Annotated in this window: 19 protein-coding genes; 14 read left to right on the top strand and 5 right to left on the bottom strand. The window is 70.8% G+C overall.

The genetic code is table 11. The features are described 5' to 3' along the window. Nucleotides 1-20: 20 nt before the first annotated feature. Nucleotides 21-602, top strand: coding sequence for a hypothetical protein (locus AQI70_RS17435; protein WP_062150531.1), 582 nt, complete (start codon nt 21-23; stop codon nt 600-602). Here AQI70_RS17435 and AQI70_RS17430 read toward each other — a convergent pair whose 3' ends face one another. Further along, nucleotides 603-1,955, bottom strand: a complete 1,353-nt coding sequence (locus AQI70_RS17430; protein ID WP_062150528.1) for a M14 family metallopeptidase — start codon at nt 1,953-1,955, stop codon at nt 603-605. 355 nt (nt 1,956-2,310) lie between these two features. Between AQI70_RS17430 and AQI70_RS17425 the strand changes: the two genes are divergently transcribed. From AQI70_RS17425 to AQI70_RS17410, 4 genes are all read left to right on the top strand, one after another. Then, nucleotides 2,311-4,965 (top strand): ATP-binding protein, encoded by a 2,655-nt coding sequence (locus AQI70_RS17425; RefSeq protein ID WP_062150525.1) that lies wholly within the window; start codon nt 2,311-2,313, stop codon nt 4,963-4,965. An 84-nt stretch (nt 4,966-5,049) separates the two neighbouring features. Beyond that, nucleotides 5,050-5,964, top strand: coding sequence for an MEDS domain-containing protein (locus AQI70_RS17420; RefSeq protein ID WP_062150522.1), 915 nt, complete (start codon nt 5,050-5,052; stop codon nt 5,962-5,964). Nucleotides 5,965-6,132: 168 nt separating this feature from the next. Continuing rightward, entirely contained in the window at nt 6,133-6,546 is a 414-nt protein-coding gene (locus AQI70_RS17415) for an ATP-binding protein (protein ID WP_003998311.1), read from the top strand. A gap of 178 nt (nt 6,547-6,724) precedes the next feature. Next, entirely contained in the window at nt 6,725-8,044 is a 1,320-nt protein-coding gene (locus tag AQI70_RS17410) for an Nramp family divalent metal transporter (RefSeq protein ID WP_062150519.1), read from the top strand. Here AQI70_RS17410 and AQI70_RS17405 read toward each other — a convergent pair. Continuing rightward, the gene (locus AQI70_RS17405) at nt 8,041-9,291 is read right to left on the bottom strand and encodes a hypothetical protein (protein WP_062150516.1); all 1,251 of its coding nucleotides are present in this window, start codon (nt 9,289-9,291) and stop codon (nt 8,041-8,043) included. The genes AQI70_RS17410 and AQI70_RS17405 overlap by 4 nt on opposite strands. Before the next feature lie 55 nt (nt 9,292-9,346). After that, on the bottom strand, nt 9,347-9,862 hold the full coding sequence (locus tag AQI70_RS17400) for a SigE family RNA polymerase sigma factor (RefSeq protein WP_062150513.1): 516 nt from the start codon (nt 9,860-9,862) through the stop codon (nt 9,347-9,349). A gap of 148 nt (nt 9,863-10,010) precedes the next feature. Here AQI70_RS17400 and AQI70_RS17395 point away from each other — a divergent pair, with 148 nt between their 5' ends. Beyond that, nucleotides 10,011-10,421 carry a hypothetical protein gene (locus AQI70_RS17395; RefSeq protein WP_062150510.1) on the top strand — a complete coding sequence of 137 codons (411 nt, stop codon included), beginning with the start codon at nt 10,011-10,013 and terminating at the stop codon, nt 10,419-10,421. 12 nt (nt 10,422-10,433) lie between these two features. Here AQI70_RS17395 and AQI70_RS17390 read toward each other — a convergent pair whose 3' ends face one another. Continuing rightward, the gene (locus AQI70_RS17390; protein ID WP_062150507.1) at nt 10,434-12,137 is read right to left on the bottom strand and encodes a chitinase; all 1,704 of its coding nucleotides are present in this window, start codon (nt 12,135-12,137) and stop codon (nt 10,434-10,436) included. Nucleotides 12,138-12,425: 288 nt separating this feature from the next. Here AQI70_RS17390 and AQI70_RS17385 point away from each other — a divergent pair, with 288 nt between their 5' ends. Further along, nucleotides 12,426-13,235, top strand: a complete 810-nt coding sequence (locus AQI70_RS17385) for a hypothetical protein (protein WP_244181733.1) — start codon at nt 12,426-12,428, stop codon at nt 13,233-13,235. Nucleotides 13,236-13,341: 106 nt separating this feature from the next. Here AQI70_RS17385 and AQI70_RS17380 read toward each other — a convergent pair whose 3' ends face one another. Next, nucleotides 13,342-14,286: an RNA-guided endonuclease InsQ/TnpB family protein gene (locus AQI70_RS17380; protein WP_062150502.1), complete on the bottom strand. Its 945-nt coding sequence runs from the start codon at nt 14,284-14,286 to the stop codon at nt 13,342-13,344. 155 nt (nt 14,287-14,441) lie between these two features. Between AQI70_RS17380 and cpaB the strand changes: the two genes are divergently transcribed. From cpaB to AQI70_RS17345, 7 genes are read left to right on the top strand one after another with little or no spacing between them, the layout of a single operon-like run. After that, on the top strand, nt 14,442-15,149 hold the full coding sequence (cpaB, locus tag AQI70_RS17375; protein WP_062150499.1) for a Flp pilus assembly protein CpaB: 708 nt from the start codon (nt 14,442-14,444) through the stop codon (nt 15,147-15,149). A gap of 9 nt (nt 15,150-15,158) precedes the next feature. Continuing rightward, a complete protein-coding gene (locus AQI70_RS17370; RefSeq protein ID WP_062150496.1) occupies nt 15,159-16,421 on the top strand; it encodes a CpaE/TadZ family protein in 1,263 nt (420 codons plus the stop codon). 50 nt (nt 16,422-16,471) lie between these two features. Next, entirely contained in the window at nt 16,472-16,792 is a 321-nt protein-coding gene (locus AQI70_RS17365) for a septum formation initiator (RefSeq protein WP_062151902.1), read from the top strand. 1 nt (nt 16,793) lies between these two features. After that, complete coding sequence (locus tag AQI70_RS17360; protein WP_062150493.1) at nt 16,794-17,144, top strand: TadE/TadG family type IV pilus assembly protein; 351 nt, start codon at nt 16,794-16,796, stop codon at nt 17,142-17,144. Nucleotides 17,145-17,156: 12 nt separating this feature from the next. Continuing rightward, nucleotides 17,157-18,494 (top strand): TadA family conjugal transfer-associated ATPase, encoded by a 1,338-nt coding sequence (locus AQI70_RS17355; protein ID WP_062150490.1) that lies wholly within the window; start codon nt 17,157-17,159, stop codon nt 18,492-18,494. 5 nt (nt 18,495-18,499) lie between these two features. Further along, nucleotides 18,500-19,447, top strand: coding sequence for a type II secretion system F family protein (locus tag AQI70_RS17350; protein WP_062150488.1), 948 nt, complete (start codon nt 18,500-18,502; stop codon nt 19,445-19,447). 21 nt (nt 19,448-19,468) lie between these two features. After that, a complete protein-coding gene (locus AQI70_RS17345; RefSeq protein ID WP_062150486.1) occupies nt 19,469-20,362 on the top strand; it encodes a DUF5936 domain-containing protein in 894 nt (297 codons plus the stop codon). Nucleotides 20,363-20,367: the final 5 nt, after the last annotated feature.

Raw genomic sequence — 20,367 nt, 5'->3', positions numbered from 1 at the left:
GTCGACCATACTGCTCCGCTGTGGAGCAGCGCATAGGTTCAGGCAGCCGGCCCCTGGAGGGCGCCGGATTCGACCCGGCTTTCATCCCCGGGCTCACCTCGCCCGCGTCCGTCGCGCCGGAGGACGTGAAGAAGGAGGACGCGGCCGAGGAGGCCGTCTCCGAGGAGGCCGTCTCGGAGAAGGCAGTCTCCGAGAAGACGGTCCTGGAGGCCGCCAGCGACGAGACCTCCGACGAGGCCGAGACGGAGGCCGATGAGGAGGCGCCCGTCGACGGTCCCGTGTTCGAGGCCGCCGACCGGCGGGCCCGTATCGTCGCCGACCACAAGGGCGTACGGCTCTCCCTGGACGACCAGGAGTGCGAGTTCCGCTGGGACGAGATCGGCGCCGTCGAGACGGAGACCGCGAGGTTCGGGAAGCGTTACACCGTCACGGTGCACACTCCTGACCGCCGCTGGTACCCGATCGAGATCGAGGCGACGGCCAGGAGCCGCTTCAAGGAGTGGGACGAGCAGCTGGACGCGGTCCTCGACGCCTACTTCGAAGACGGCGCCGAAGAAGCGGACGCCGAAGCGGCGGACACCGAGGAAGCCGACGTCAAGTAACTACCGGCAGTACTGGGCTTCCTTGCCGATGGACCGGTACATGCAGTCGGCGTTCTCCAGCAACTGCAGAACGGCATCCCGGTTCCGGGACGTCTCCCGCTCGATCACCTCGTCGGGCGGGTAGAAGCCCCCGCCCGAACTGGACCTCGGGTACATCTCGAAGGTGTACCCGAAGATCTTCTGGCTGCCCCACAGCCAGTCGTCGATCGACCCGTCGGTGATGTACAGGTCGCTGGACTGCTCCGCCGTATAGCCGTTGCTCGCGGCCATCTTCTGCCCGACCGCGGCGAAGGCGTTGCGGTCGTCGGCGGTCATCCCGGTCGTGGTGTCGGAGTAGGTGTAGCCGAAGGGCCACAGCACCAGCTCGCTGTAGGTGTGGAAGTCGACCCCGGCCTTGATCTGCTGCACGCCGCCCACGACCCGGCTGCGCACGAAGTTCGCGACCACCTTGACCTCGGGCGCGGACTCCGCGGACGCACCCCGGTACGTGTCCGAGGACGGCGAACCCGACGAGCCGCCGCAGCAGCCCCACCGGTAGTTCCAGTTCCGGTTCAGGTCGGTCCCGACGTACGAGGAACCGGAGTTGGGCTGCCGGTTCTTGCGCCACGACCGGTAGGAGCCTGTGGCGATGTCGTACTCGCCGCCGTCCGGGTTGAGGTCGGGGATGATCCAGATCTCGCGGTTGTTCACCATGTTGGTGACCCGGGAGTCGCTGCCGTAGTCGGAGGTCAGCTCGCGCAGCAGATAGAGCGCCATCTCGACGGTGAGGTGCTCACGGGCGTGCTGGTGGTGGGTGAAGAGGACCTCCGGCTCGGACTCGTCGGTCGCCACGTTGTCGCTGATCTTGATGGCGACGATGTTCCGGCCCTGGTACGACTGGCCGATCACGCGCTGGCTCGCGATGGAGGAGTTGGCCGAGACGAGCGTATTGATCTCGCTCGTCATCTCCGCGTAGTTGTGGTAGCGCGAGTCGCCGGACGGGAAGTCGTGGATGCGGATGTCGTCCTCGCCGGCCGACCGGTCGGGGACCGCGCCGAGCCGGGTGACGTCGTAGCCGAGGGCTCGCAGCTTCTTGATCTGGTCCGCGCGGCCGGAGACGACGACACCGTGGCCGTGGACCTCGTCCACGGTCACCCCCGTCTGCTGAAGTGCCGTGCGGTCCTTGGCGGTCGAGTGCATATGGATCTCGTACTGCCGGACGTCGTCGGCCGAAGGGGCGGCCTTGGCCGCGCTGTCGGCGTTCGCGGACTCGTTCCCGGTGAGGGGTGCCGCGAGGGTGAGGGCGAGCAGGGCGGCGAGGGCGGCGGTTCGTCTGCCGCCGCGGGCGCCTGAGCCGCGTATGCGAAGTCGCATGAAGTCTCCTTGTGGGAGTGGGGGGTGGGGTTCAGTGCGACGTACTTGGTGCGGGTGCGGCGCTCATGGTGCGGCCATGGCATGAACCGGTCAAGGGTGGGGGGACGGTTGATGGCGTGAACCATTCGAAAATCAGCCGCGCAGTGTACGCGGGCGGCCTTCGTGCGGAGCGGTCGCCGGAGAAGTCCACCCGGGGGTGTGACCCCGGCGTGCGGGCCGGTGCGGGGCCGGGGGAGGGTGAGGGTCCGCGCAAGGGGGGAGCGGTGGGAGCGGCGGGAGTGGCGGGGAACGGCGCGCCCTCCGGCTCCCCGGCTCCTCGTCTCCTTTCGACAACACCCCAGAGGAACGGCTGATCATGGGCGGATCAGCGCCACGCCGGGATCATCAGCTGCCGGTCGAGACGACCAGCTTCGTCGACCGGCGCGGCGAACTCGCCGTGGGCCGCGAGCTGTTGGCCCGAGCACGGCTGGTCACGCTGACCGGGCCCGGCGGGGTCGGCAAGACCCGCCTCGCCGCACGTATCGCGGCCGGCGCGCGGCGCGCCTTCCCGGACGGTGTGCGGATGGTGCACCTCTCCGGCCTGGACGACCCGGCGCTCGTCCCGCTCGCCGCCGCCGACGCGCTCGACCTGCACGACCACTCCGCGCGGCCGCCGCTGCGGGCGCTGGTGGAACAGGTGCGGGACCGTCGGCTGCTCCTGCTGATCGACAACTGCGAACACCTGCTGCCGGCCTGCGCCGAACTCGCCGCGGCCCTGCTGCACGGCACGACCGGCGTACGGATCCTCGCCACCAGCCGCCACCGGCTGGGCCTCACCGAGGAACACCTCCTGGACGTACGGCCGCTGCCGGTCCCCGACCCGGACGGCGACCTCTCCGCTCCCGAGGGCTACCCGGCCCTGGCCCTGTTCGCGGACCGGGCCGCCGCCGTGGTCCCCGGCTTCCGGCTGACCGCCGCCAACCGCGCGTCCGTCGCCCGCCTCTGCCGTCGCCTCGACGGCCTCCCCCTCGCCATCGAACTCGCCGCCGTCCGCATGCGCGTCCTCGACGTCACCCAGCTCCTCGACCGCCTCGACGACCGCTACCGCCTCCTCAGCGGCGGGAGCCCCGCGGCCCTGCCCCGCCACCAGACCCTGCGGGCCGCAGTCGACTGGAGCCATGAACTGTGCACCGAGCGGGAGCAGTTGGTGTGGGCGCGGCTGTCGGTGCTGGCGGGGAGCTTTGATCTGGAGACGGCGGAGGCGGTGTGCGCGGACGGGGCTTCTTGGACTGCGGAGGCGGTGTGCGCGGGCGGGGCTTCTTGGACTGCGGAGGCTGTGTGCGCGGGCGGGGCTTCCTGGCCGACCGAGGTGAGAGGCGAGTCGGGCCTCTTGGCCGACCGAGTCGGGTGGTGGGTGGGCGAGGACGGGGGTCTGGGGGCGGAGCCCCCAGCGGGGTCCAGGGGCGGAGCCCCTGGCGGGGCCGAAGGGGCAGCGCCCCTGGAGGACGGGACGGGTAGGGGCGGCGGGGGCGAGAAAACCCGGGCGGCCACCACCCCTCGCCTCCACCCCGACGACGTCCTCGACGCCATCACCGGCCTCATCGACAAATCCGTACTGTCCCGCGAGGACGGCCCCGACGGCATCCGCTACCGCCTCCTCGACACCCTCCGCCACTACGGCCTGGACCGGCTGCGCCGGCAACCCGGCGAGGAGCCCGCGGCCCGCCGCCGCCAGCGGGACTGGATGCTGCGGCGCGCCGCCGCCTGCGAGCGGGCCTGGTTCGGGCCGGGCCAGCGCGAGATCGTCGCCCGCCTGCGCGCCGACCAGGACAACCTGCGCACCGCCCTCGACTTCAGCCTCACCGCCCCCGACGAACGCCTCGCCGGCCTGCGCCTCGCCGGCACCCTGTGGTTCTACTGGCACGCCTGCGGCGCCCCCCGCGAGGGCCGCTACTGGCTCGACCGCGCCCTGGCCGCCAACCCGGAGCCGACCCGGGAACGCGCCCGCGGCCTGTGGATCGCGGGACTCCTCGCAGCCGCCACCCATGACCTCACCGAAGGCCTCGCCCGCGCCCGCGACGCCCACGCCCTGGCCCGTGACCTCGGCGACGAGGCGGAGGCGGCCCATGCCGAGTACGTCATCGGCGTCATCACCCTGTTCCTGAACGACCTGCCGACCGCGCTGCGGCACTTCGAGGCCAGCGTCGCCCGCGGCCCCGTCCCCGGCCAGCACCTCAGCCTGCACGGCCTCGACCAGGTCGAACTCGCCTGCGCCCTGGGCTTCCTGGGCGAGGCCGAGCGCGCCGTAGAGGTCTGCGAGCGGGCGCGCCGGATGTGCGAACGGCACGGCGAGGAGTGGGTGCACTCGTACGTCCTGCGGATGCTCGCCCTCGCCCACACCGTGCAGCGCGACTGGCGCCGGGCAGAGCACCACGCCCGGCACGCCCTGCGTCTCAAACTCGCCGTCCACGACGTCACCGGCATCGCCCTCACCCTCGACCTGCTGGCCCGCATCGCCACGGAGACCGGCGACCACGAACGCGCGGCCGTCCTGCTCGGCGCCGCCGACCGCACCTGGGCCGGCATCGACCGCGACCGCTGGGGCTCGAAGGCCCTCAACTCGACCCGCCACGACAGCGAGACCAGCGCGCGTGAGGCCCTGCCCCGCCCCGACTACCAACGGGCGTACGAACGCGGCGCCGGACTCGGCCTCGCGGAGACCGTCGACTACGCCGTCCACGACGGCAGACAGCCCCAACGCCCCACCACCGCACGGAAGCCGAACGGCCGCCCCCGCCCCGCGCACCCCACGACGGGCGTCCGCCTCACCGCATCCGCGACCGGCGTGCGCCTCACCCGCCGCGAGAACGAGGTCGCCGAACTCGTCGCCCAGGGACTCGCCAACCAGCAGATCGCCGATCGCCTGGTCATCGCCCGCCGCACCGCCGAAGGCCACGTCGAACGCATCCTCGGCAAGCTCGGCTTCAGCAACCGCAGCCAGATCGCGGCCTGGGTCGCGGCCCAACGCTGAGGCCTCCGGCGGTGGGGCTCCCCCCACCCCGACAACCCGCCCAGACCCACCGCCCACCACCCACCGCCAAGGAGACCCACCCCCATGACCCCCCAACCCGCCCCACCCGACACCCCCTTCGACCACCGCATGACCGTCTTCGCCAGCGACGACGAGTTCCTCGCCACCGCCCTGCCCTTCCTCACCGAAGCCCTCGCCGCCCCCGGTGAACCCCCGCCCGTCGTCATCGCCGCGCCCGGCAACCTGGACCTCCTGCGGGACGCCCTCGGTGTCGACGCCAAGGACGTCGGTCTCGTTCCGCACACCGAGTGGTACACCGGCTCCGCGGCCAACGCGATCGCCCAGGGCGCCGGTTATCTCGCGGCGCACGGCGGTCCCGGCGGTCGTATCCATCTGCTCATGGAACCCGTCTGGGGCGGCCGGGCGGGCCGCTCGCCGCGGGAGACCGCCGAGTGGATCCGTTACGAGGCCCTCGCCAACCTCCTCTTCGCCCCGCTCGCGACGACGGCCCTGTGCGCCTACGACTCCCGCGTCGCGGGCCCCGCGATCGTCGCCGCCGCCCGCCGTGCCCACCCCGGCACCGGTGTGTACGAGGACCCCGTCCGTCTCGCCGCGGAACTCGACGCCGTACCGCTGCCCCCGCAGCCCGCCGACGCCGTGCGCCTTCCCGGCCCGGTCCCCGCCGCCGAGGCCGTGCGCGGCTGGGCGGCCGACCGGGGACTGCCGGCCGCGGACGCGGAGCTGTTCGCCATGGCCGTCACCGAGGCGGCCGCCGCCCTCGGCCCGCTCGACGGTGTGCGGCTGTGGGGCGAGGCCCCGGCCTGCGTGTGCGAACTGCGTGCCGCGCAGCGCCTCGACGACCCGCTGGCGGGCTTCGTACCGCCGCCGAGCACGGAACTGGAACCCGGGCAGGGGCTGTGGTTCGCGCGCCAGGTGTGCGCGTACGTCGACGTCCGCGACGACCGGGAGGGGGCGAGCGTACGACTTCAATACGAGTAGCGGAGTGCGGGCGGCGGGTTCCCGCGCAGGTGGGAAGCAGGTATGGAATCAGGTATTCCTCCCCGTGTTCCGTACTCCCGCACCCGCCACCCTGGACCCATGCTGCACCTCTACGGGGCGCGCTTCCCTGACCCCGGCCCTCAGTACGGTTCCTACCCCCAGCCGCCCATGGGGGCGGGCCATCTGAGCGTCGAGTACGACCCCCGCCCCTCCGCGGTCCGTGAGGCACGCGCGGAGGTCCGCCGGCAGCTGGAGGGATGGGGTCTCGCGGACCTGGACGACGTGGCGGACGTGGCCGAGCTGCTGGTGAGCGAGCTGGCCACGAACGCCCTGCTGCACTCGGCGAGCCGTTTCCGGCTCACCCTGTTCGCGGCGCACGGAATCCTGCGCTGCGAGGTCCAGGACGCCGGCCGGCGGGTTCCGGCGGTGCTGGAGGCGGGCGCCTCGGAGAGCGGCCGAGGGATGTTCCTGGTGGATGCGCTTGCCCGGCGCTGGGGCTGCCACCAGGACGGGCCGGGCAAGACCGTGTGGTTCGAGCTCGGCACGTGCGGGTCCGACGACTGTGGTCGGCGACGGTCGTAGCGCCCGCGAGTTCCGGATGGCACCACGCCATCCCCTGGAACGACAGCCCGGGCCCCGGCGGCGCACCACCCAGCCGCCGGGGCCCGCTCCTCGGTCCGGCAAACCCCCGTGAGCACATTGGGTGGAGAACGCGCACGCCCTCTTGTCCCACCGGCGCCTTTGGGCTTTCTTGACCACCATGGCGGACACCACGGGAAACACAGCGGCACCACAGGCCGGCGAGGCGGACTCCCGGCCCCGCAAGTCCAGTTGGCGGTACATCGGCCCGGGCATCGTCGTCGCGGCGACCGGCGTCGGCGCGGGCGACCTGGTCGCCACCCTCATCGCGGGCAGCAACTTCGGCTACACCCTGCTCTGGGCGGCGATCATCGGCTGCCTGGTCAAGATCTCCCTCGCCGAGGCGGCGGGCCGCTGGCACCTGTCCACCGGCCGCACCCTCTTCGAAGGCTGGGCGAGCCTCGGCCGCTGGACCACGTACTTCTTCGTGGTCTACGCCGTGATCTGGGGCTTCGTCTACGGCGCGGCGGCGATGTCGTCGAGCGCGCTGCCCCTGCAGGCGCTGTTCCCGAACGTGATGGACCTCGAATGGTGGGGCGTGGCCTGCGGACTGGTCGGTCTCGTCTTCGTCTGGTTCAACAAGTACGCCGTCTTCGAGAAGGTCATGACGGTCCTGGTCGGCGTCATGTTCGTGGTGACGGTGTACCTGGCGATCCGCGTCACCCCGAACATCCCGGACGCCTTCGCCGGACTGCTGCCCGTCCTGCCCGACGAGAAGGACTCGATCCTCAACACCCTCGGCTTGATCGGCGGCGTCGGCGGCACCATCACCCTCGCCGCGTACGGCTACTGGGTCAATGCCAAGGGCTGGACCAACACCGGCTGGATGAAGGTCATGCGGCTCGACAACCGGGTCGCCTACGCCACGACCGGCATCTTCGTCATCGCGATGCTGTTCGTCGGCGCCGAGCTGCTGCACTCCGCGAACATCGCCATCGCCAGTGGCGACAAGGGCCTGATCCAGCTCGGCTCCATCCTGGAGGACGAGTACGGCACGGCGACGGCCAAGTTCTTCCTGATCGGCTTCTTCGCCACCTCCTTCACCTCGCTCATCGGCGTCTGGCACGGCGTGAGCCTGATGTTCGCGGACTTCGTGGCCCGCTACCGCACCCGCGAGGAGGCGAAGGGCGAGGAGGTCGCCTCGGGTGCGCGGGAGCGCTCCTGGCCCTTCCGCGCCTACCTGCTGTGGCTGACCTTCCCGCCCATCGTCCTGCTCTTCCAGGGCCAGCCCTTTCGCCTGATCATCATCTACGGCGTCCTGGGCGCGGCCTTCCTGCCGTTCCTCGCCGGCACCCTGATCTGGCTCCTCAACTCCTCGCGCACCCCGCGGGAGTGGCGCAACGGCCCGGTGAGCAATGCGATGCTCGCCATCGCGGGCCTGCTGTTCCTGGTGCTGTGCGTGAAGCAGATCTGGGACCAGCCGTGGGCGGAGTTCTTCTAACGGAACCGGTCCCACTTCGGGCTGAGGGCGATCTCCCGGAGCTGTTCCCTGGTCAGCGCGGGGGTCGGGCGGGTGGGGGCGTCGTGCTGGGTCCCGGCGTTGAAGGCGCTGATGACGACACGGAAGCCGTCCGTGCGGAGGGTGTCGACGGTCCACATCACGGAACCCTCGACACCCTTGTCGCCGCCGCTCTCACGGGCGACGACCTTCGTGCCGTCGGGGAGGGTCTCGGAGTCGGCTCCGAAGAGCTCGTCGGCGACGTCCCCCATGCCGTGCTGGACGTCGATCTGCACGTAGCTCCTGCCCTTGCCGTCGTCGAGGACGAGGTACGTGTAGTCCTCGCCCTTCTCGACGACGTCGAGGCCCTTCGGGAGGAGCGGGACGAGGGTGTTCAGGACCGAGTCCACGCCGGGCTCGACGGCGTGGCTCGGCGCGGCGCTCGCCGTCGGCTGCTTCGGGTCCTCGGGGATGAACTCGACGTACTTGCGCCACACCTGGGCCGTCACCAACTCCTTCAACTGGGCGGTGGACAGCGGGGGTTCACTCCTGCTGACGGGCGCGTCCTTCTCGGCGGCGGCGTTCCACTCGCTGACGGAGACGTGCTGTCCGGCCGGGGTGACCAGGTCGGCCGACCACAGTTTGGTGTCGACGCGCCGGTCGGGATACTCGTACCCCTGGAACAGCCTGAGCAGCGAACCGTCGGGCAGCCGGGTGGCGACGCAACTGTCGTGCGGGACCAGCGTCCGGTCCGGGCAGTCGGTCGTCTCGCGGGCATGGTCGCTGCCGGGCTCGATCCGGTTCAGGCTGACGCCGACGGCCCCGGGGCCCTTGCCGTCGTCGTACACGAGGCGGACGTACGGCGGCAGCGGCGAGTCCCCGGTGCCCCGTGCCTCCTGGTCGCTGAACTTGCCCTCGGGGAGCAGCCCTTCGAGTGTTGTGATCAGTTCGCGGCTCGTCAGGGGCATGGCGGACGGCGTGCCGGACGGCTGCTCGGCCACGCTGGAGCTCGACGGCAGCGGGTCGGCCGCGCCGCCCCAGGGCACGATCAGCGCCCCGCCCACTCCGACCAGCGCGATCCCGGCCGCGCCCCCCGCCACGGCGGCCCGCCGCCTGAGCCGCAGCCGCCGCCCGCGTGCCCGGCCGGCGGCCACGAGAGCGGCCCGGTCGGCGTCGAAGCCGCTGCCGATGTCATGCAGGGCGTCACTGAGCCGCCCTTCGAACCGATCCTCGTCGTGCTCAACGGACATGGCGCAACCACCGTCTCTCGAAACTCAAGGGTTCAGGGATGTCAGGGAGGGTGAGTCAGGGCGTCGCGTACTCGCCGAGGTCCTCCGCGAGCAGCTCACGAAGCCGCCCGAGGGCACGCGTGCACCGCGTCCGGACCGCCGCGGAACTGGCGTTCAACGCGTCGGCGGTCTCCTCGACGGACCGGTCCTCCCAGTACCGCAGGACGACCACGGCCCGGTCCTTGGCGGGCAGCCGGCCGAGCGCCTGGAGCAGGGTCAGCCGCAGCGACAGGTCACTGTGCCCGCCGTCGTCCGCCGCCCGGTCGGGAATCGCGTCCGTGGCCCGTTCGGTGCTGCTGCGCCGGCGCTGATGGGCGAGGAAGGTGCGGGTGAGGACCGTCTGCGCGTACCCGGCGGGGTTCCCGGCCCGGGACACCCGTCCCCAGCGGACGTAGATCCGGCCGAGGGTCTCCTGGACGAGATCCTCGGCGAGATGGGTGTCCCCGGCGGTCAGCAGACAGGCCGACCGGTACAGATGCCCGGCCCTGGCCACCGCGAACTCCGCGTACTCGTCCGCGCGGGCCTGTCTCATGCGCTCCCCCTGCTGCTGTGTGCCGGCTGTCGGTGAGGTCCTCACTTCACTGATGCGGTGAGGCAGGGAGAATGTTTCACCGCAGCAGGAAAAACTCACCGCGCGCGCGAGCGCGGGGAGCGAGAACCGAGGACCGAGGACCCGACGGATGACCGAGCAGCCACCCCCACCCGGCCCGGGCTTCGGCCCGCCCCCACCGCAGTACGCGCCACAGTACGCGCCGCAGCACGCGCCCCCGCAGCCCTCGTACGCCCCCGCTGCCCCCCAAGCCGCCCCGGTCGGCCCGGAGTTCCTGGCGGTGGACAAACGCAACGCGGTCGTCGTCGACGCGTCCGGCGTCGTCTTCGAGATGTCCGGCCTCACGATCGAGTTCCACTGGCCCGAGATCCGCGGTGTCCACTACAAGGCGAGCCCCGACGGCAAGGCCCTGATGGTCGCCGTGGTCCACATGGACGGACGGTTCTTCGAGTGCGTGGTGGAGGCCAAGCCCCGGGCACGGCTGCAGGAATGGTTCGCGCAGCTTGCCTGGGTGCTCGGCCATTACCGTCCGACGGGGTGAGGTCAACGACCCCTACGGCAGCCCGTGCACATGCGGCCCCACCGCGTTCGACCACGCGTTGCCCGCCGCGGCGTCCCAGTTCGTCGACCAGGTCATCGCGCCCCGCAGGTCGGGGTAGGTCCGCGACGGCTTGAAGGACCCGCACCCGGTTCCCCTGGTCAGGCAGTCCAGGGCGCTGTTCACGACGGACGGCGACACGTACCCGCTGCCCGCGGCCCGCGTCGACGCCGGCAGCCCCAGCCCGACCTGGGACGGGGCGAGACCGCCCTCCAGCTGGATGCAGGCCAGGGCGGTCAGGAAGTCCACCGAGCCCTGGCTGTAGACCTTGCCGTCGCAGCCCAGCATGGATCCGCTGTTGTAGTACTGCATGTTGACGACGGTGAGGATGTCCTTGATGTTCAGCGCGGTCCGGAAGTAGGAGTTCGACGTCGACTGCATGTCGATGGTCTGCGGCGCCATCGTGATGATCAGTGACGAGCCCGCCTGCGCCGACAGGGACCGCAGCGCCTGCGTCATGTAGGTCGCGTTGAGGCCGTTCTCCAGGTCGATGTCGACGCCGTCGAAGCCGTACGTCCGCATCAGGGAGTACACCGAGTTCGCGAAGTTCGTCGCCGACGCGGAGTCGTTCACCGTCACCGTGCCGCGCTCACCGCCCACCGAGATGACGACCTTCTTCCCGGCGGACTGCTTGGCCCTGATGTCGGCCTTGAACTGGTCCACTGTGTAGCCGCCCAGCCCGGCCGAGTCCAGGGTGAAGGTCACCGCGCCCGGCGTCGGGGTCGCGTCCGCGAAGGCGACGGCGATGATGTCGTACTGGGACGGGACGTCGGCGAGCTTCTGGACCGTCGCGCCGTTGTCGAAGTTCTGCCAGTAACCGGTGACCGCGTGCTTGGGCAGGGCGGGCCCGGGGCCGGTCGGCGCGCTCGTCCTCCCCGTCACCGCCGCCGACTTCGGCGACTCACCGGCCGCGTTGGCCGCCGTGACCTGGAAGGAGTACGACGTCGAGGCCGCGAGCCCGGTCACGGTCGCCGAGGTGCCGGTCACCGCGGTCACCTTCGTACCGTCGCGGTAGACGTGGTAGCCGGTCGCGCCCGGGACGGTGTTCCAGGCGAGGGAGACGGACGAGGAGGTCGTGCCCGAGACCGTCAGCCCGCTCGGCGCCCCGGGGACGGTGGGGGAGGGGCCGGTGCCGCCGCCGTCGGGGCCGTACACCGACACGTCGTCCGCGTAGTAGGCCGCCTGTCCGTACCAGCCGTGCGTGTACACCGCGACGGAGGTGGTGGAGGCACCGGTGGTGAACGTGGTCGACAGCTGCTTCCAGCTCGCCGAGTCCGGCGTCCAGGTCGACACGTCCGTGGTGCCCGTGCCCGTTACGCCCAGGTAGGTGTAGCCGCCCTGCACCCATGCGCTCAGCGTGTACGTCGAGTTCGGGCGGACGGCCACCGTCTGGACGCACCGGGCGTGGTCCTGCCCGGCCGGGGTCGCCTTCAGCGCGGCCGTGCCGCCGTGCACCGGTGAGGAGACGGTCGTACCGCTGTTCGCGGAGCACGTCCAGTTGCTCAGGCCGGACTCGAAGCCGGCGTTCCGGGCGTTGTTGACGTCCGCCGCGGACGCGTGGCCGGCGGGGAGGAAGGTGAGGGCGAGGGCGGCGGTGACCGCTCCCGCCCAGAGGCGGGCCGGCCCGGTGGGCCGCCCGAACCAGCTGTGTATGGACATGACAAGAGACATGCGAACAACTTGGTCCAGACCAATTCGACTGTCAAGGGATTCCGGTCGTGGAGGATTTGTGTGCGTGAACTGCCCCGTTTTGGCGTGAGTTGTGCGAAGGGAGTCCCTGTCGGCTACAGAAACGCTGTTCTCCGGCCATCGAGCCGTGGATACAGTGCTGAGATAGTCACGCAATGAAGTCATCTCGGTGCACCGGGGTAACGCCCGACGCACCGGACCGGGGCGGGAAACGGGGAGCTGCGCGTGCCAACTGCCATTGCTGTGACCAGCGCCGACATGGCGCTGCCGGCACACGACGAGCGAACCGTGCCCGCCGTCGTGCTCCAGGAGCTCGACCGGGAGCCCCTGGAGCGGTCGTTGGCGGGCATGCAGGCGCTGGTCGAGCAGTACGGCCATGTGATCGTCGTCTGCTCGCAGGCCGCCCCGCGCGGTGTGGAGCAGCGGCTGCGTACCGTACGGTCCCTGCTGGAGAGCGACCGTATCGCCCTGTTCCGCCCCGAACTGCCCCCTCTCGGACTCGCCGTCCTGGCCCGCCAGTTGCGGCAGCTCGCCTCCTGTGACCTCAGCCCCGGCGTCCTCGCCTCGGCCGGCCGGCTGCTCACCCACTACATCCACGCCGGGGCGCTCCTCGGCTCCGTCACCAGACTCGACCGCGTCCCCGTCGGCCTCAAGTCGCACGCCAAGTCCTGGGTGCCCGGCAGCCAGTTCGGCGTCCTCGCCCACCCGACCCCGCAACTGGTCCGGATCGGCCCCGGAGCCACCCTCACCGGCCCCGAGTTCGGCACGTCGATGCTGGTCGCCCAGGGACAGCTCCAGTCCGACTGGGTCAGCGCCACCCTGGCCCGGGCCTGGAACGCGCAGGGCCTGCGCGAGGCGGTTCTGCCCGCCGAATCGACGGCCTGGTGGGGGACGGCCAAGCTGATCGAGTTCTGCGCCTTTCTGCCCGACCTGTCGGTGCTTTACCAGCTCGTCACCTCGGTACGGCAGAACTCCTGCCACTGGTGCGGCATAGACGTCATCGGCGACCGCTGCGTCTTCTGCTCCGCCACCCCACCCGTCCACGAACAACCGGCCCGCGCGGGCTGACCGGACCCCGGCCGCTCAAGGCCCCCGGCCCAACCGACCGATCCCCCCAAACCGAATGAGGTCGCACGGTTCTTGACTTCCTCCCCCTCGTGGTTGAGGGGGACTCCTACGGCTCGCGCCGTGGGGTTTTCTGCTTCCTCGCCGACTGCCCGCCCGGAGTTCTCCGTTGAGGTCTTACACCAGCTCCACAGACAGACGCCGCCAGCCCGGCGGCCAGAAGGTTCTTTGCCGCGTTCACGTCCCGGTCATGGGTCGTTCCACAGTTGCCGCACGTCCATGTGCGGACGTTCAGCGGCATCTCCGGCTGGAGGGCGCCGCAGGCGGAACACAACTTGGACGAGGGGAAGAAGCGGTCCGCTGCGACCACGTCCCGCCCATACCAGTCGGCCTTGTACTCCAGCATGCTCCGGAACTCGGACCACGCGACATCGCTGATGGCGCGGGCGAGGCTCCGGTTCTTGACCATGTTGCGCACGGTCAGGTCCTCGATCACGAGCGTTTGGTTCTCGCGCAGGAGTCGAGTGGTCAGCTTGTGCAGGCCGACGTCGATGCCGACTGCCGCATCGGTGGCCGCGAGCGGTTTCACATTGGGGTCCTCGCAGAGCAGGGAGACGTACCAGCGGCCACCGCTGTCCCGGATCACGGTCACCGTGGTCGGCGTGGCCCCGTCGGGAAGGGGGCGCGACCAGACGATGTCCAGCGGGGCGGCCATCTTTGCACGGAACTTCTTCTTCACCTTGAAGCGCGGGTACTTGGCGCGTTTGGCGAAGAAGTTCACGAATGCGGTCTGCAGGTGCCGCAGTGCCTGCTGCAACGGAACGGAGGAGACCTCGCCCAGGTAGGCCAGATCCTGGGTCTTCTTCCATGTCGTGAGCATGGCCGAGGTCTGGTTGTAGTTGACACGTTCCTGCCGCGCCCATGCTTCGGTGCGCGCGGCGAGCGCCATGTTGCAGACCTTGCGCACGCATCCGAACGTGCGCGTCAGCTCGGCTGCCTGCGCATCCGTCGGATAAAAGCGGTACTTGAAAGCCCGCTTCACGTGAGTGGCCATGCCTCACAAACCAACATGTCAACATGTCAACATACGCTGCTAGTTGATGACGGACGCCGATCGGCCCAGAAAGCGAATCGGCATTCCCTGTCCTGCTCCACAGGAGTCCGTTACCTCCCCCGCCTGAAGGCGGGGGTGTCCATGGAGGAATACCGATGAACTCCCGTCAGCGCCGCGGCGTGATACTCCTGCTCCTGTCGGTCCTCTGCGCCCTCGGCGCCTTCGCCGGCGTCCTCTCCGTCATCAGCGACGTGAAGTCCAAGGTCGGTCCCGAGGTCACCGCCTACCGGGTCAAGACGAGCGTGCCCCCTTACACGCAGCTCAGCGCGAGCCAGTTCGAGAAGATCGACATGCCCGAGCGGTGGCTGTCGCAGAACGCGGTCACCGACCTCCGCGAGATCCGGGGCAAGATCGCCGTCACCACCCTGCGGGAGGGCTCCCTGCTGCAGAGCGACATGATCGTCGACCAGCCCGCCCTGCGGACGGGCGAGCAGGAGGTCGCCATCATGATCGACGCGGCGACCGGTGTCGCCGGCAAGATCACCCCGGGTTCCAGCGTCAACGTCTACGCCACCTTCGAGGGGCAGCGCGACGGCGACCCCGACCAGTCCAAGCTCATCGTGGAGAACGCCCGGGTCATCGACGTGGGCGAGCTGACCGCGCTCAGGCCCGACGAGGACGACCGCGACCGCGAGCCCACCGACGCCGTCCCGATCACCTTCGCCCTGAAGACCATCGACGCCCAGCGCATCACGTACGCCGAGTCGTTCGCGCAGGAGGTCCGGCTCGCGCTGGTGGCGCCCGGCGGCGACTCCGACATCGACGCGACGGACCGTACCTACGAACTCGCCAAGGACAAGTGAGAGGCCCGCATGCCCACGAGGATCCTCCCGGCCGTCGGCGACGCGGACGCGGTCCGGTCCCTCACGACGCTGCTCAGCCAGCTGCCCGACGCCGAGCCGGTGGCCCCGGTGACCGACTCCACCCAGCTCGTCGACACCCTCGCGCGCCTGGCCGCCGAGTCGGTCGACGAACTGCCCGAGGTCGTCGTCGTCCACGAACGCATCGGCCCCGTCCCGGCCCTGGAGCTCATCCGCGAGGTCGCCCTGCGCTTCCCGGCGGTGGGCGTCATCCTGGTGACCTCCGACGCCGGCCCCGGCCTGTTCCAGGCCGCCATGGACTACGGCGCCCGGGGCCTGGTGGCCCTGCCACTGCACTACGAGGAACTGGCCAGCCGGGTCCACGCGGTGGCCCAGTGGTCGGTGGGCGTACGGCGGCACCTGGGCGCCGGCGGCGATGTGTTCAGCGGCGTCGGCGGCACGGTCGTGACGGTCAGCGGCGCCAAGGGCGGGGTGGGGGCCACCCTCACGGCCATCCAACTGGCCCTGGCGGCCCAGGCGTCCGGCCGCGGCACCGCCCTGCTCGACATGGACCTCCAGACCGGCGACATCGCCTCCTACCTGGACATCCAGTTCCGCCGCTCGGTCGTCGACCTCGCCGCCATCAACGACATCTCCCCGCGCGTGCTGGCGGACGCCGTGTTCCGGCACGACACGGGCGTCGCGCTGCTGCTCGCCCCCGGCGACGGCGAACGCGGCGAGGAGGTCACCGACCGCGCCGCCCGCCACATCGTCAGCGCCCTGCGCTCCCGCTACGAGGTCGTCGTCATCGACTGCGGCGCCCAGCTGACCGGCGCGAGCGCCGCCGCCGTGGAGATGGCCGACACGGCGCTCCTCGTCACCACCCCGGACGTGGTGGCGGTCCGCGGTGCCAAGCGCACGGTGCGGATGTGGGACCGGCTGCAGATCCGCAAGGCGGAGGAGACCACGATCGTCGTCAACCGCCACTCGCGCGGCACGGAGATCCAGCCCGCCCTGATCCAGAAGATCACCGGCACCGGGATCGCCGCCACCGCGATCCCCGCCAACTTCAAGGAACTCCAGGCCGCGGTCGACGCCGGGCGGGTGCACGAGCTGGACGGCAAGGGGGCGGTCAAGCAGGCCCTGTGGGCGCTCGCCGGGGAGCTGGGCCTGGTCAAGGGCACCGAGGCGGCCGCCGGGCGCGGGAACGGCAGGGCGCGCGGCGGGGACCGGGCGGCGCTGACCTTCCGCAGGCGGAAGGAGATCGGGAGGTGAGGCGGCGGCTCAGGGACGACCGGGGTCAGGTGACCGTCGAGTTCCTCGGCATGACCCCGCTGATCATCCTGACCCTGGTGCTGCTGTGGCAGTGCGTGCTGCTCGGGTACACCTACACGCTCGCCGGGAACGCCGCGGACCAGGCGGCGCGGGCCGGGGCGGCCTCCGAGGGGCAGGCGGCCTGCGAGGAGGCGGGACTTCGGCATCTGCCGGGCGCGTGGGAGGGCGGCGCCGGCGTGGAGTGCGGTGCGAGCGGCGGCTATGTCACCGCCGACGTGACCCTGGAGGTGCCCGTCCTCTTCCCCGGCTCGATCGGCTTCCCGTTCACGGTCGAGGGCCACGCGGGTGCCGTGCAGGAGGAGAAGGACTGACATGTCGTACGACGGAAGAGTCCGGGACCGCGGCCAGGTCGCCATCGAGTACCTCGGGTTCATCCCGATCCTGATCCTCGTCGCCATGGCGGGCGTACAGCTCGGCCTGATCGCCTACACCGCCCAGCAGGCCGGTACGGCGGCCCGGGCGGGGGCGCGGGCGGCCTCGCTGGACGAGAGCGCGCAGGACGGCTGTGTGAACGCGATCAGCGACTGGCTGTCCGTCACCTGCGTCCCCGCGGAAGGCGGCGACGAGGTCACCGTCACCGCCACCGTCGAGATCCCCTCGATCGTCCCCGGCTGGAACTTCGACCCCGCCCGCAAGACCGCGACCATGCCGCTCGACCACTGAACGAGGATCCACATGAGCCTGAGGTCACGCATCAACGCCCCCGAGGAGAACGCCGGCCGGGGCGAGGACGGCCATCTGGTCGCCTCCTACCGGGCCAAGCTCCTGGAGGAGATCGACCTCGCGGAGATGAGCTCGCTGGCCGCCGCCGAGCGCCGGGCCCGGCTGGAGCGGGTCCTCGGCCACATCATCAGCCGTGAGGGCCCGGTGCTGTCGACGGTCGAGCGCTCGCAGCTGATCCGCAGGGTCGTCGACGAGGCCCTCGGCCTGGGCATCCTGGAGCCGCTGCTGGAGGACGCGTCGATCACCGAGATCATGGTGAACGGCCCGGACGCGATCTTCGTGGAACGGGCCGGCCGGGTCGAGCAGTTGCCGCTGCGCTTCCCCTCCCACGACCAGCTGATGCAGACGATCGAGCGGATCGTCTCGACGGTGAACCGGCGGGTGGACGAGTCGAACCCGATGGTGGACGCCCGCCTGCCGTCCGGCGAGCGCGTGAACGTCATCATCCCGCCGCTGTCCCTGACCGGCGCGACCCTGACGATCCGCCGCTTCCCGCGCTCCTTCACGCTCCACGAGATGATCGGCCTCGGCTCGCTCGACGAGCACATGGTGTACCTGCTCGCCGGGCTGGTGCAGGCCAAGTTCAACATCATCGTCTCGGGCGCGACGGGCACGGGAAAGACGACCCTGCTCAACGCGTTGTCGGGCCTGATCCCCGAGACCGAGCGCATCATCACCATCGAGGACTCCGCCGAACTCCAGCTCCAGCAGTCCCATGTGATCCGCCTGGAGTCCCGCCCCCCGAACGTCGAGGGCAAGGGTCAGGTCACCATCCGCGACCTGGTCCGCAACTCCCTGCGGATGCGCCCCGACCGGATCGTCGTCGGTGAGGTCCGCGGCGGGGAGTCCCTCGACATGCTCCAGGCGATGTCGACGGGCCACGACGGCTCCCTCGCCACCGTGCACGCCAACAGCACGGAGGACGCGTTGATGCGCCTGAAGACCCTGGCGTCGATGTCGGACGTGTCCGTCCCCTTCGAGGCGCTGCACGACCAGATCAACAGCGCGGTGGACGTGATCATCCAGCTGACCCGCTTCCCGGACGGCGCCCGCAGGATCACCGAGATCGCGATCCTGGACAGCCACGGCGCGGAGCCGTACCGCCTGGCGACGGTGGCCCGCTTCAACGCCCAGCCCATGATGCCGGACGGCCGCGTCCACGGCGCCTTCGCGTACTTCCCGCTCCCACGCCGCACCGCCGACCGCCTCTACATGGCGAGCCAGCCCATACCCCAGGCCTTCGGCGTCGCCCAGTCCCCACTAGAGCTCGCCACCCGAGAAGCCAGGTAGGACCCATGGACCTGCAGACCCGCATCACGCTCACCACCGGCGTCGCCCTGCTGACCTGCACGCTGGCCGTACTGGGCGTCCACACCTACGCATCCGGACGAGCACGGCGCCAGGCCCTGGTGGAGCGTCTCACCGCCGCCGGCCAACTCCCCGGAGCGGGTGGCCGCCGACGTCGCTTCGCCGACCTGGACCGCCGACTGCGCCGTACCAAGCCGGGCAAGCAGCTGGAACTCCGGCTGGCGGCGACGGGCCTGGACGTCACGCCCGGAGAGTTCTTCGTCTACATGCTGGCGACGGTGGCCGGCCTGTGGCTGGTCGGACAGGCGACGCTGGCGCCCTTCTTCGGCCCGATCGCGGGTCTGCTGGGGGTGTGGGCGGCGGTTCAGTTCCTCAACTGGCAACGCCAGAAGAGGATCGAGAAGTTCATCAACCAGCTCCCCGAACTGGCCCGCATCCTCGCCAACGCCGCCCACGCGGGCCTGGCCCTGCGCACGGCCATCGGGCTGGCCGCGGAGGAACTGGAGGCCCCGGCCGGCGAGGAACTGGCAAAGGTCTCCAACCAGCTGGTCCTGGGCGCCTCGATGGACGACGCCCTGGGCGAACTCGCGGAACGCCTCCCGTCCCGCGAACTGGTCGTCCTGGTCACCACGCTGGTGCTGTCGAACCGGGCGGGCGGCCAGGTGGTCAGCGCCCTGCGCAACCTCACCGAGACGCTGGAGGAGCGCAAGGAGACCCGACGTGAGGTCCGTACACAGCTCTCCCAGGTGAGCATGACGTCGTACGCGGTCCCGGTGCTGGGCATCGGATCCCTGTTCCTGATGAACGGGGTCAAGGACGGTGCCCTGGACCGCATGACGGCTTCGCCGTACGGCCAGGCGGCGGTGCTGGTCGCGTTCGGGCTGTACGCCGTGGGCTTCGTCCTGATCCGCCGCCTTTCGCGGATCGACGTCTGAGGGCCGAGGGGAAACCGACTAATGGGACTGGGACTTGTCCTCGCCACGGTGATGGCCCTGAGCGTGTGGGGCGTCTTCGCGGGCATCCGCATGTACCGGGCGGAGGCGAAACTGCCCGGCGACCTGGCGCTGGCACTGGAGATCGGCGCGACCCGCACCGGCGCGGTGGACTCGGTGATCGACCGGCTGGGCATGCGCTACGCCCCGGCCGTGCTGCGGCTGATGGGCCCGAAGCTGGTGGCCAGGTACCGCCGCAAGATCGACCTCGCGGGCAACCCCGGCGGCCTGACCATCGACCGCTATGCGGCGCGGCGGGCGGTGTACGGCTTCCTGGGCGCGCTCGGCTTCCTGGTGTTCCTGCTCCGGGGCCAGGTACTGGTGGCGTTGCTGCTGCTGGCCTTCGGCGCGTTCTGGACGGAGGTGGGCATCTGGTCGGCCATCCGGATCCGGAAGGACGAGATCGAACGAACCCTGCCGGACTTCCTGGACGTGCTCGCGGTGGTGGTGAGCGCGGGCCTGGGCTTCCGCCAGGCGCTCGACCGGGTCGCCTCGAAGTACGAGGGCCCCTGGGCCGACGAACTCCGCATCACCCTGCGCCAGATGGACCTCGGCATGAGCCGCCGCCAGGCCTTCGCGGAACTGCGGCGGAGGAACGACTCCGAACAGGTCGCGATGTTCGTGACGGCGCTTCAGCAGGGGGAGGAGCTGGGCGCACCGATCGTCGACACGCTGGTGGCGCTGGCGAAGGACATGCGCCGGACCGACGCGCAGAACGCCCGCCGCAAGGCGGCTCGGGCGGTGCCCAGGGCCACGCTGATGATCACGACGTTCATGGTCCCGGCGACGATGATCCTGCTGGGGGCGGGGCTGTTGCTGGGGTCCGGGACGGACTTCGGATCGCTCACGGGGGAGTAGGGGAG

The sequence above is a fragment of the Streptomyces curacoi genome (genome assembly GCF_001513975.1).
Classification (GTDB): domain Bacteria; phylum Actinomycetota; class Actinomycetes; order Streptomycetales; family Streptomycetaceae; genus Streptomyces; species Streptomyces curacoi.
The sequence above is the reverse complement of the archived record's forward strand: the minus strand, read 5'-3'. Positions and strand labels throughout refer to the sequence as shown.